The 12,630-nt window shown below is 60.9% G+C and carries 8 protein-coding genes, 1 other RNA gene and 1 pseudogene; 2 read left to right on the forward strand and 8 right to left on the reverse strand.

Features of this window, described 5'->3' with window-relative positions; translation table 11 throughout:
* The first annotated feature begins 219 nt into the window (after positions 1–219).
* Positions 220–1,122: a DUF2167 domain-containing protein gene (locus tag F0169_RS03810; protein WP_152745632.1), complete on the forward strand. Its 903-nt coding sequence runs from the start codon at positions 220–222 to the stop codon at positions 1,120–1,122.
* Positions 1,123–1,200: 78 nt separating this feature from the next.
* Here the strand turns inward: F0169_RS03810 and F0169_RS03815 are convergent, their stop codons facing one another.
* Both F0169_RS03815 and F0169_RS03820 read right to left on the reverse strand, forming a co-directional pair.
* On the reverse strand, positions 1,201–1,791 hold the full coding sequence (locus F0169_RS03815; RefSeq protein WP_152745634.1) for an SH3 domain-containing protein: 591 nt from the start codon (positions 1,789–1,791) through the stop codon (positions 1,201–1,203).
* A gap of 193 nt (positions 1,792–1,984) precedes the next feature.
* A complete protein-coding gene (locus tag F0169_RS03820) occupies positions 1,985–2,950 on the reverse strand; it encodes an N-acetylmuramidase family protein (RefSeq protein WP_152745636.1) in 966 nt (321 codons plus the stop codon).
* Here F0169_RS03820 and F0169_RS27305 point away from each other — a divergent pair.
* Complete coding sequence (locus tag F0169_RS27305) at positions 2,949–3,122, forward strand: hypothetical protein (RefSeq protein WP_172979319.1); 174 nt, start codon at positions 2,949–2,951, stop codon at positions 3,120–3,122. The genes F0169_RS03820 and F0169_RS27305 overlap by 2 nt on opposite strands.
* 45 nt (positions 3,123–3,167) lie before the next feature.
* Here F0169_RS27305 and ffs read toward each other — a convergent pair.
* The 6 genes and pseudogenes from ffs to F0169_RS03850 all read right to left on the reverse strand — a co-directional run bounded on the left by ffs (position 3,168) and on the right by F0169_RS03850 (position 12,472).
* Positions 3,168–3,264: signal recognition particle sRNA small type (ffs, locus tag F0169_RS03825), an RNA gene on the reverse strand.
* Between the two features lie 157 nt (positions 3,265–3,421).
* The gene (locus F0169_RS03830) at positions 3,422–4,585 is read right to left on the reverse strand and encodes a zinc-binding metallopeptidase family protein (RefSeq protein ID WP_152745638.1); all 1,164 of its coding nucleotides are present in this window, start codon (positions 4,583–4,585) and stop codon (positions 3,422–3,424) included.
* Positions 4,586–4,702: 117 nt separating this feature from the next.
* Positions 4,703–7,060 (reverse strand): NAD-dependent DNA ligase LigA, encoded by a 2,358-nt coding sequence (gene ligA, locus F0169_RS03835; RefSeq protein ID WP_152745640.1) that lies wholly within the window; start codon positions 7,058–7,060, stop codon positions 4,703–4,705.
* Positions 7,061–7,145: 85 nt separating this feature from the next.
* Complete coding sequence (gene zipA / locus F0169_RS03840; RefSeq protein WP_152745642.1) at positions 7,146–8,009, reverse strand: cell division protein ZipA; 864 nt, start codon at positions 8,007–8,009, stop codon at positions 7,146–7,148.
* Between the two features lie 313 nt (positions 8,010–8,322).
* Positions 8,323–11,810 (reverse strand): annotated as a pseudogene (smc, locus tag F0169_RS03845) (chromosome segregation protein SMC).
* Between the two features lie 2 nt (positions 11,811–11,812).
* Positions 11,813–12,472: a GntR family transcriptional regulator gene (locus tag F0169_RS03850; RefSeq protein ID WP_152745644.1), complete on the reverse strand. Its 660-nt coding sequence runs from the start codon at positions 12,470–12,472 to the stop codon at positions 11,813–11,815.
* Positions 12,473–12,630: the final 158 nt, after the last annotated feature.

Raw genomic sequence — 12,630 nt, forward strand, 5'->3', positions numbered from 1 at the left:
GCATCCGGCACGCTCGTCTAATCTGACCAGGCTCTGCTGGCTGGCCACACAAAGGCCTGAACCCGCAGCGTGCAGGCGCGTCGTTCTGGCGCTTTATGAATGTTTTCGCTTGCCGCCCTCGGCGCGACGCGACGCTTACCCGAGAGGCTTTCGGCTAACGCAGAACAACCCCGTTACGTTATTCTTCCGCGAAATTAATTCAAAATGTAAGGGACTACCATGAACTACTTGCGCTTATTAATAGCGGCGAGCGCACTCACCCTGTGTGCCGCTCCCGCTTTCGCGGCACCCGCACCGGCTCCCGCTGAAGCCAGTGCACCGGCCGAAACCGCCGAACACTTTCTCGGTTCACTCAAGCAAAAGACCGGCTTGATCACCCTGCCGAGTGGCATTGCAACCCTCAAGCTCAACGACGAGTTTTACTACCTCGACCCCGCCGACACCGAGCGCTTGTTGACCGATGGCTGGGGCAACCCGCCCGGCTTCAAAACGCTGGGCATGATCGTGCCAAAGGCCGTCAGCCCGTTATCGGAGCGCGGCTGGGGCGTGATCGTCAGCTACAACGCCGACGGCCACGTTTCCGACGAGGATGCGGCGAAAATCGACTACGCCGAAATGCTCAAGCAAATGCAGGAAGAGGACGTCGAAGACAACAAGCAACGTCAGAAACAAGGCTACGCAGGCCTGCACCTGCTGGGCTGGGCCGAGCCGCCGCACTACGATGACAGCACCCATAAAATGTACTGGGCGCGCGAACTGAAAGCCGATGACGCCAACCAGAACACCCTCAACTACAGCATCCGCGTGCTGGGCCGTGAAGGCGTGCTGGAACTCAACGCAGTCGCCGCCATGGCCGACCTGCCCGTGATCAAGCAAGAGTTGCCCAAGGTGCTGGCCTTCACCAACTTCACCGACGGCAACCTGTACACCGACTTCAACCCGAGCACCGACAAACTCGCCACGTATGGGTTGGCGGCCTTGGTGGCCGGCGGTATCGCCGCAAAGGCGGGTTTGTTCGCCAAGATCGGCCTGTTCCTGCTGGCTGCGAAGAAGTTCCTCGTGATCGGCGTTGTGGCGCTGTTGGCAATGATCCGCAAGCTGTTCAACCGCAACAAGGCGTAAACCACACATACAAAAACGCCGCGGTGTGCTTGGCACACTGCGGCATCCACGGCTCGCTCACGCAACCCGAGGCGCTACTCAGCTATTGGGCGCAGACACCCGGTTGTATTGATCCTGGCTGATCCAACCGGTGAACGAACGGCCCTTGGCATTGGTGAACTCAACCTGCGCCCAGCCGTCCTTGGCTGCCAGCACACCGACTACATCACCCTTGACGATATACGGGCGCTTGTCGGCGTTGGCGCCTGGCGCTTCCAGCAGGTGAGCCTTGTCGGCAGTCACGGTCACAAGGCCAATCCATTGCCTGGCGACGGTTTGGGTCAGTTCCAGACCGCTGGCAATTTCAGGCATCAATACGCTGAAGCAGCCGGGATGCTGGCGCCCCTGCTCCACCGTCAACGTCACGCCCTCGGACGCCGCCGCCACGCTGCCGGGATAGGCCTCGTCGAGCCAGGTAGTCAGCGCTTCGGGCTTGCCTTGCAAGTAGAACGCGCAATTACGGCTCACACCCTCGCCCATCTCTTGCGCGTAAAAGCCCTCCACCTGATGCTCGGGCGTCACCGCCAGCATCAGCCCTTCGTACTGGCCCGAATGCAACTCGGCGGCGCCGGACACTGCAGGCACCATGGCACACAACGACAACACGCCAATGGCTAGAAAACGGCTCATAGTATTTTTCCCTTCAAGTGCGGTGCGGGCCTGAGTACGTCATCGTCAAGGGCTGACCGCAGCCGGTGCGCGGCGTGGTAGAGGTGGCTGGCGGAAACTAACAAGACGGCTTTGGGTTGTCCATCCGGCGTTGCTGCCGGTGAGACCGTTACCAACGCGGGGCGCAACACTGCGAGCAGCCATTACCGCGCGGCTATTTTTTCTCCAGCGCATCAAAGGCTTTTTTGATTCGTTTGTCGTAGTCGCCGTAGTCCTTGCCGTTATAAAGGGAAGCCATGCCCACATAGTCCTTGTTCTTCATGGCTCTGACCAACGCCGGGTTCTTGCGGCAAAAGCCGACGAACGCCATCAATTGCTGGCCGGCATTGACCTTCATCACGGTGACATATTCGACCACGGACGCGTATCCGCAGGCGGCGAAGTTGAAACCCATGATCTGAAACATGCCCCAGGACGCCGACATCAGCGCCGCGTTCGGGTCCAGGTTAAACGCTGCACTCAGGGTTGCCCAAGCCTTCGCCTGGTCCTTGTTATTGGCTCGCCATTGCGCGCCGGCCGGCTCTTTATACGGGTACGACAACAAGGGATAGCTGGCGTCGTACTTGCGCTGGGTGTACTTGCGAAAGATGTGCCCCTCAAACGCGATCACCGGCATTTTGGCTGGCCCGAACCCTGAGCGCCCACCCGATTCGACCGTGGCAAACGCCTTGATGAGATTCACCGAAATACCATTGCCCAATTGCGCGGCGGCGCCCTGAAAGTCAGCCCCGGTGAGGACCACGCTACCGTCACAGGTGGCGCGCGTGACCAACTGCCGCTTGTCTGGTTCAGGCTGAACCGGCGGGGGCAGACCTTCGGGCGCCTGAGCCCCCGCCTGCGCCTTGCGCATATCCTCAACCAGGCTGTTAAACGTGCGGCCTGCCGGGTCAATCACACCGTCGGGCCGACTGACATTGAGGCGACTCAACTGATAATCGCTGATGCGGCGCACCAACTGGGCGTCGCACTTGCCGTTCTCCAGCAAGCGCACAGCGGGTTTGGGCGTGATCAGATTAAACAGTCGCTGAATGTACTGAATATCGGCAGGCACATTGCGCGCCTTGCCAAGGGTGCCGACTGAGGCAGTGATGCGCGGGGTTAAACTTTGAGGGCTGTTCATGGCAATCATCCTTGTCCAAGAAATGGGCGCCATCACTTCCTTACTACTCCAGCACCACGTTTTTTTTAAAATACGCATGATTGAAGCTAGCAGGCGGCTGGAGGTTGTCCAGCGCAAAGCCGTCAGCGCTGCCAACAAGACTGGGCAGGTGAACGAAAGAGAGATTTTTTGATTTGAAACAGGAGGGTTGCAGCAAGGAAGAGCGTTATGGAGGCAACCCCACCAGCCACACCCCGGCACACAATGTTCCCGCTGTGGCTGCTGCCTTCCGGCTCTGACCAGGTTCACGGGTAATCGTTGCGGGGGGACCGATGGGGTCACCATAACGACGCTTGCCTCTCGGCAAGCGGGGCCATTGTACCGATCTGATCGGAAGTTACAACCGTTGGTGCCAGATTAAAAATATTCGATGGTTCAAGCACTTGCCTACTGGTCTCGTGCAGATCCCGGCAGGCCGGGGCGTGCTTGCGACTACAGCAGAACGGCTTTATCGGCCCTGCCGCCCTCTTCCTGGATCACCAGGTGAATAAAGTGCAGTTTGGCGATGACCGCCGGCGGCAGCACGAACGGGTAGAAATCTGGCTGGCCCATGCTGCGTGACAGTTCGTTGAGCATGCCCGCCAGTTCGATCCACGCGTTGACGAACGACAAAAACGCCGCACCGCCCGGGTGTTCGGGGTCATACAGGCTGGACAGCGGGAACGGCAGGTAATCCAGGTCCATCTCGCGGGCGCTCATGCCAAAGCCCAGCGCGGTGTCGACGGCATCCATCATGTGCAGGTAGTGGGCCCAGGTTTCGGCCCAATCTTCCCAAGGGTGCATGGTCGCGTAGGCGCTGACACAGGTTTGCTGCCAGTCGGGGCGCGGGCCTTCCTGGTAATGCTGGTCCAGAGCGTCGGCATAACTGGCGCGTTCGTCGCCGAACAGGTTACGAAACGGTTCGAGCCAATGGCTGTTGGCGATCAGCCGGTCCCAGTAGTAATGGCCGACCTCATGGCGAAAGTGGCCGAGCAAGGTGCGGTAGGGTTCGCGCATCTGCACGCGGATCTTCTCGCGGTGGGCGTCGTCGGCCTCTTTGATGTCGAGGGTGATCAAGCCGTTGGCGTGGCCGGTGGTCGGCGCGTTGCCTTGCAGGTCAACGCCGACAAAGTCGAAGGCCAGGCCGGTGGCCTCGTCGACGCTTTTGGGCAGCACTTGCAGGCCCAGGCCGATCAGTTGCGCGACCAGCCGGCGCTTGGCCGTTTCGACTTTGCGCCAGCGCTCGGCGTTTTCCAGAATCGAGAGGTCGGGGATCGTACGATTCAGGCTGCACGCCACGCACAGTGTCGCAGTGCTGTGGGCCGGGATCAGCCAGTTACACGCAGCCGGGGTGTCAAGGTTGGCGCAGCGGCGAAAGGCGCCGGCATCGAGGTTGTCGTCTTGTAGCCAGGTGCCCGCGACGGGGCCAGGTTGCAGCGACGCTAACCGACTCTGTTGCGGCTGGTAACCCAGCAGTGCCTGGCACGCCAGGCACTGGCTGTTGCGAAAGAACAGTGCTTGCCCGCAACGGCATTGCCAGACCTTGCTGTTGCGCGAGGATTCGACCATGAACGGCGCGGCGATGCGTGAACTGAGTTGCTCGAAATAGCGGAACATGGCGATCTCTCCCTGGGTGACCAAGACTAGATCATTCAGCCCTTAAAATCGTTCCACTTTATTCAAGGGGCTGCCTTGCAGCCCAACGGGAGCATGCTGCGTCGCCCCGGCAAACGATCAGACGCTGATGTTGTGTGTGGCCAGGAACGCCACAAACGCCTCCTCATCCAGCACCTTGAGCCCCAGCTCGCTGGCCTTGGCCAGTTTCGAACCGGCGCCCGGCCCCGCCACCACGCAATGCGTTTTCGCCGACACCGAACCCGCCACTTTGGCGCCGAGGCTTTCGAGCTTGTCCTTGGCCACATCGCGGCTCATCAGCTCCAGCGAGCCGGTCAGCACCCAAGTGTGCCCGGCTTCCGGCAAGCCTTCGACGACCTTTTTTTCGCTCTGCCAGTGCATGCCAAAGTCCTTGAGCTGCTGCTCAATGGCGAGGGCGCGATGGGCATTGTCTGCGTTATCAAAAAAGTCGCGCACCGCCTTGGCCTGCTTCTCGGGCAGCGCCTGGCGCATGTCGAGCCAGTCCGCCTTGATCACGCCTTCAAGGGTGGTGAATTTATCCGCGAGTTTTTGCGCGGCGCCGGGGCCGACGCTTGGCACGTGCAGCTTGTCGAGCAAACCGCCCAAGGTGGTGCTGGCGGCGAACTCGGCGCTCAGGTCGCCCTGCTCCTGCAATTGCAAGGCGCATTCATCCGGCGACAGCAATGCGCCGATCACTTGCTGGTTATGGCTGTCTTCAAAAAAGCTGTGAATCTCGTGCGCCACTTCCAGGCCCACGTCCGGCAGGTAGGTCAGCACTTCGGGCAAGGCCTGCTGCACGCGCGCCAGCGACGCCAGCGAGCGCGCCAGCACCTTGGCTGTTTCCTCGCCCACGTCGGGAATGCCCAAGGCGTAGATAAACCGCGCCAGGGTCGGCGTCTTGCTGTTGTCGATGGCCGTGATCAGCTTCTTGCTGGAAATATCGGCAAAGCCTTCCAGGTCGATAATCTGCTCATACTTGAGTTTATAGAGGTCGGCCGGCGAACCGATGAGCTTTTCGTCCACCAACTGCTCGATGGTTTTATCGCCCAGGCCGTCGATGTCCATGGCGCGGCGCGAGACGAAGTGGATAATCGCCTGCTTGAGCTGCGCGCCACAGGCCAGGCGGCCAACGCAGCGGTACACCGCGCCTTCGCTGACGGTTTCCTTGCCCTTGCTGCGCTTGACCAGTTGCGTGCGCTCCACGTGGGAGCCGCACACCGGGCAGCGCTCGGGGATCGGCACGGCGCGGGCCGTTTCGGGGCGGCGTTCAAGCACCACCGAAACCACCTGCGGGATCACATCACCGGCGCGGCGGATGATCACGGTGTCGCCGATCATCACGCCCAGACGTGCGACCTCATCCATGTTATGCAAGGTCGCGTTGGAGACAGTCACACCGGCCACCTTGACCGGCTTCAAGCGTGCCACCGGGGTCACCGCACCCGTACGGCCAACCTGGAATTCCACGTCAAGCAGCTCGGTCAGTTCTTCCATCGCAGGGAATTTATGCGCAATGGCCCAGCGCGGCTCACGTGCGCGAAAGCCCAGTTCACGCTGGGAGGCGATGCTGTTGACCTTGAACACCACGCCGTCGATTTCATACGGCAGGCTGTTACGCCGCTCGCCGATGTCGCGGTAGTAGTCCAGGCAATCCTGAATACCCTTGGCCAGCTTCAGTTCATGGCTGATCGGCATGCCCCACTTCTGCAATTGGTGCAGGTTGCCAATATGCGTGTCGCTGATGTCGGTGGTCACGCCGTAGCAGCAGAACTCCAGCGGGCGGCTGGCGGTGATCTTCGAGTCCAACTGGCGCAGGCTGCCGGCGGCGGCATTGCGCGGGTTGGCAAAGGTCTTGCCGCCCACTTCCAGTTGCGAGGCGTTCAGCCGCTCGAAACCGGTTTTGGACATGAACACTTCGCCGCGCACTTCCAGGGTCGCCGGCCAGCCGCTGCCGTGCAGCTTCAACGGGATGTTGCGCACGGTGCGCACGTTGACGCTGATGTCTTCGCCGGTGGTGCCATCACCGCGCGTGGCACCGCGCACCAGTTCGCCGTCCTGATACAGCAAGCTGACCGCCAGGCCGTCCAGCTTCGGCTCGCAGCTGTATTCGACCGCCGCGCCAGCGCCAAACAGATCGCCCACCGGCAGGTCGAGACCTTCGGTAACCCGGCGATCAAACTCCAGCATCGTGGTTTCATCAAAGGCGTTGCCGAGGCTGAGCATCGGCGTCTCATGCTTCACCTGAGTAAACGCCGAGAGCGCCGCGCTGCCGACCCGCTGTGTCGGAGAATCACGCGTGACCAGCTCCGGGTGCGCCGCTTCCAGCGCCTTGAGCTCGTGGAACAACCGATCATACTCGGCGTCTGGAATGCTCGGCTCGTCGAGGACGTGGTAGCGGTAATTGTGCTGATCCAGTTCAGCGCGCAATTCAAGGATGCGGGTGTGGGCGGCGGTCATGGGTGTTCTCTCAGAAAGCAAAAGAGCAGCCGAAGCTGCTCAATGGTAGTGCGCTTATTCTATCGACAACGCTGTGAAGCAATCCTCAGCGTTTTTGTGTCAGAGCGCGACGCTCAAACTCAACGATGCGCTGACGGTAGTGTTCGATGGTCTGGGCGGTGAGCACGCTGCGTTGGTCATCCTTAAGCTCGCCGTTGAGTTCCTGCGACAGCTTGCGGGCTGCGGCCACCATCACGTCGAACGCTTGCTTGGGGTGACGCGGGCCTGGCAGGCCGAGGAAGAAGCTCACCGCCGGGGTGCTGAACAGGTCAATATCGTCCAGGTCGAAGGTGCCCGGCTTGACCGCATTGGCCATCGAGAACAGCACTTCGCCGTTACCGGCCATGCTTTCGTGACGGTGGAAAATATCCATTTCGCCGAAACGCAGGCCGCTTTCCAGAATGTTCTGCAACAACGCCGGGCCTTTGAAGCCGGCGGTGTCGCGGCAGATCACGCTGATCACCAACACTTCTTCGGCGGCCGGCTGGTCGTTCACCGATTGGCGTGGCGCGCTTTTGGCCGGCGCCTCGTCAGGGAAATCGTCGTCGCGGCTGCTGAAGCTCGGGCCGTCATCGGCGTCGAGGTTCAAGTCACCCTGATGCGGCTCAGCCACCGCCGCGCTCCCGCGTTTGCCACGCTTGGCGGTGGGTTCACGCGCTTCACGCATAGGCGCGCTCATCGACGGCAAGTCATGCTCGTCCAACTGCGGCTCTTTATGGGTGTCCAGCACACGCGGTGGCCCCAGCAACTCGGCACTGCCGTCGTCGTCGGGCAAGTTGGACAGGTTGCGGTCCAAACGGAATTTAAGCTTGCCCTTGCCACCGCGCATGCGGCGCCAGCCATCAAAAAGAATACCGGCAATGACAATAATGCCGATGACGATCAGCCACTCGCGCAGACCGATTTCCATGTAATCCCGTGCCTCTAATAAAAAATGCTGAAAAATAAGGGGTTTAGCACCGTGCAAACCGCTTTAAAACGTGGCGCCAACTCTATGTTCTGACTGACGTTTTGCCCACGCACACGAAAATTTGACATTAAACTAGCACGACCTTCGATAACTTTACACAGTTGGCGCAAAATGTGTCGATTTGCCATCTTTTCGACAACATAGGCAATCTCCTACAGCAGGCGCCAAGTGTGAGCTACGAGCCATAAGCTACCAGCCTCAAGCTCACGCCAACTCACTTGCAGCTTTGCGCTCACAACTTGCCGCTACGCCGCTAGGCGTCAACCATCGCCATCGCCTCTTCCACATCCACCGCCACCAACCGCGAACAACCCGGCTCGTGCATCGTGACGCCCATCAACTGGTCCGCCATTTCCATGGCGATCTTGTTGTGCGTGATGTAGATGAACTGCACGGTCTGCGACATCTCTTTGACCAACCGTGCATAGCGCCCGACGTTAGCGTCATCCAGCGGCGCATCAACTTCGTCGAGCATGCAAAACGGCGCCGGGTTCAGCTTGAAGATGGCAAATACCAGCGCCAATGCGGTCAGGGCTTTTTCACCACCGGACAACAAATGGATGGTGCTGTTCTTCTTGCCCGGCGGCCGCGCCATGATCGTCACCCCTGTATCGAGTAGATCTTCGCCCGTCAGTTCCAAGTAAGCGCTGCCACCGCCGAAAACTTTCGGGAATAACGCCTGTAAACCGCCATTAATCTGATCAAAGGTATCTTTGAAACGATTACGCGTTTCCTTGTCGATCTTGCGAATCACGTTTTCCAGGGTGTCCAGCGCTTCGACCAAGTCGGCGTTCTGCGCATCCAGATAGCGTTTACGCTCGGACTGCTGCTGGTACTCATCAATGGCCGCAAGGTTGATCGCGCCCAGCCGCTGAATACGCGCCGCAATGCGCTCTAGTTCTTCTTCGGCGTCTTTTTCGTTGGCGTGGGCGGTCAGCGTATTAAGTACGCCGTGCAGGTCGTAGCCGTCTTCCAGCAATTGGTCTTGCAGGGTTTTGCGGCGCACGGTCAAGGCTTGCCATTCCATGCGCTGTTGTTCGAGTTGGCCGCGAATCAGTTGCGATTGTTGCTCGGCCTGGGTGCGGCGCTTTTCGGCGTCACGCAGTTCGCGGTCGGCATCTTCCAGGGCGATCTGCGCGGTCTTGAGTTCTTCGTCGACCGTCATGCGCTTGTCGAGCAACTCTTCAAGCTTGAGCCGCAGCTCTTCAAGCGGCGCTTCGCCCTCCTCCAGGTTGAGGCTCAGTTGCTCGCGCTTTTCGGTGAGGCGTTCGGACTGCATTTCCAGGCGCTCAAGCGCCTGGGCGGTGGACGTGTGTTGAGCGCGCAACGAGCCGAGGCGCACCGCCAATTGGTGCGCGTGGTCCTTGTGCTGGCGGGCTTCCTGGCGCACGCGGTCGAGGCGTTCGCGCAGGCTGTCGCGCTCGGCCAACAGCAGCTCACGCTGCTCGGTGTCGAGGGCCATGCTGTCGAGGGCGTCTTGCAACTGCAGGCGCGCTTCACCGATTTGCTCGTGTTCGAGGGCGCGCTGCTCGCCCATTTCCACGACCTCTTCGTCGAGGCGAGTGCGGCGCAGGGTCAGTTGCTCGACCTTGGCCTTGCTCGCCGACAATTGTGCTTTCAGCTCGCCTTGCTGGCGTGCTTCGTCCTGCAACAGGCGGCGCAGGTGTTCACGGCCGGTCTCTTGCTGGCGCTGCGTGGCGCGCAGGGTTTGCAGTTCGGTTTCAAGGCTTTCGAGGGTGGCTTCACGCTCTTCGCGTTCGGCGCTCAGGCTGACGATTTCTTGCCCGCGCGCCAATACGCCGCTTTGCGCATCGCTGGCACGGCGCACGCGCAAAAAGTGCCGGCCGACCCAGTAGCCGTCGCGGCTGATCAGGCTTTCGCCGGCGGCCAGTTGACTGCGCTGGGCCAGGGCCTGCTCAAGTGTTTCAACCGGCCGAACGTGGCCCAGCCACGGCGACAGGTCAATCGCCGCCTCGACCTTGTCCAGCAAACTGCCCGGCACGCGGGTGCCATCGGCGGCCGGGCTGAGCAAGCGCAAATCGCCTTGGGCAAACCCGGCCAGGTCAAAGTCGCCAAAATCGTCCACCAGCACGGCCTGCAGGTCGGCGCCGAGCACGGTTTCTACCGCCAGCTCCCAACCCGCTTCTACTGTCAAGCCTTCAGCCAGGCGTGGGCGCTCGGCCAAGTGCTGGTCGCGCAGCCATTCGGCGGTGCCGGTGCCGGGGTCGAGCGCGGCTTGCTGCAACGCTTCAAGTGAGGCCAAGCGACCGTTCAGCCGCTGCAAATCGCCTTGCGCTTGCTGCTGGGCCTGGGTCGCGTGGTGCAGTTGCTGACGCAATTGCTCCAGGCGCTCCACTTGCTGTTCTTCGCTGGCTTCCAACTCCTCCAGCGTCATCTCGCTTTCGGCCAGTTGCTCGCTCAGCGCCATGATCGCCGCGTCTTCCGGGTCGGCGGCGAGCAATACGCGCTCCTCCTGCAAACGACGCTGGCGTTCGGCCAAGCGCTCCATGCTGGTTTCCAACTGTTGGATGCGCGACTGCTGCACCTCGGCCTGACGCCGCGGTTCGGCGGAGTGCAGGTTGAAGGTGTCCCAGCGCTCCTGCCAACCGTGCAGGGTGGTTTCGGACTCTTCCAGCGCAGCGGCGGCTTCTTCGGCTGCGGCGCTGGTGATTTCCTGCTCGGGGGTGAGCATGTCCAGCTCTTCGCCGAGGGTCAGCAACAAAGTACGGTCATGGCCCAGGTGCGATTCGGTTTCGAGGCGCGCGCGCTCGGCTTCCTTCAAATCATCCTGCAATTGGCGCAGCCGCTGCTGGCCGTGCTGGATGCTTTGCTCGACGCGGGCAATATCGCCGCCCACCGAATAGAAGCGCCCCTGCACCAGATTGAAGCGCTCGGACAGGTCATGGTGCCCGTCGCGCAGGCGCTCGATACTCGCGTCGGCATTGCGTTGTTCGGCTACCAACGCTTCAAAGCTGATTTCCTGGGTGCCGATAATCGCTTCGCGCTGGCCCACCTGATCGTTCAGTGCCTGCCAGCGCAACGCCGACAGTTGCGCCTTGAGCTGACGCTCTTCGCCCTTGTATTCCTGATACTTCTCGGCGGCCTGGGCCTGGCGGTGCAAGCGCTCAAGTTGACGCTCCAGCTCTTCACGCAGGTCAGTCAGGCGGGCGAGGTTTTCGTGGGTGCGGCGGATACGGTTTTCGGTTTCGCGGCGGCGCTCCTTGTACTTGGAGATGCCGGCCGCTTCTTCGATAAAGTTACGCAGGTCTTCGGGCTTGGCCTCGATCAGCTTGGAGATCATGCCCTGCTCGATGATCGAGTAGCTGCGCGGGCCGAGACCGTGCCGAGGAAAATATCGGTAATGTCGCGGCGGCGGCACTTGGTGCCGTTGAGGAAGTAGCTGTTCTGGCTGTCGCGCGTGACCTTGCGGCGGATGGAAATTTCCGCGTACGCCGCGTATTCGCCGACCAGCGTGCCGTCGGAGTTATCAAACACCAGTTCGATGCTGGCCTGGCTCACGGGTTTGCGACTGGTGGAGCCGTTGAAGATGACGTCGGTCATCGACTCGCCACGCAGGTTTTTCGCCGAGCTCTCGCCCATCACCCAGCGTACGGCGTCGATGATGTTCGACTTGCCGCAGCCATTGGGCCCCACCACCGCCGCCATGTTACTGGGGAAGTTCACCGTGGTCGGGTCGACGAAGGATTTGAACCCCGCCAGTTTGATGCACTTGAGCCGCACGTTTAGGCGTCCGCCAACGCAGCGATGACCAACGCGCTGCTGCGGTGGCAGTAGGCCGACAGCACCAGGCGGATCTGCGCCAGGTCACGCGCCAATACGGCCGCGAGCAATTGCTCGAACAACGCCAGGTACTCGCTCATCTCTGCCTTGCGCTGTTCCAGCGCCAAGTAATAGGCGCGGCTCATCGCCGGTTGCAGGTTATCGACGGTTTCCTGCAAATACGGGTTATTGGCGAAGGGGTACGCAGCACGCATCACGTTGAAGCTTTCTTCGACGAAGGCGCGGATGTCCTCACGCTCGAAACTGCTCACCAGGCGTTGCTGGATGTGCAGGAACGGCGCCATGTCGGCCTGCACCTGCCAGCCCTCGGCCACCGCATTGCCCAGCAGGATGTACAGCTCGCCCATCAGCGTGCACAGGCTCTGCACCTTGTGCGCGGTGAGTTCGGTAACGTGGGCGCCACGGCGCGGCAGGATGGCGACGAGGTGGCGGCGTTCAAGGATCAATAAAGCTTCGCGCACAGAACCACGGCTGACATTCAGCGCCAGCGTGACCTTCTGCTCCTGGATCCGCTCTCCAGGCTTGAGATCGCCGCGAATAATACGTTCGGCGAGGTGGTGAGCGATTTGCTCGGCGAGACTGTCCGGCGCCTTGAACGTCATGTTTTCCCTTCAAAATCTTCTATCAGTACAAGCGCGGCAGTGTAGCGCATTGGCCCGCTGATGGCGCTACGCCCACCTTGGCGAATTTGGCATGAAATAAGCAAAGATCAATCACCAGAAGAAGCCTGAAAGCCGGCAAAAACACTGGCTGCAAAAGA

It is taken from the genome of Pseudomonas kitaguniensis (genome assembly GCF_009296165.1).
Classification (GTDB): Bacteria; Pseudomonadota; Gammaproteobacteria; order Pseudomonadales; family Pseudomonadaceae; genus Aquipseudomonas; species Aquipseudomonas kitaguniensis.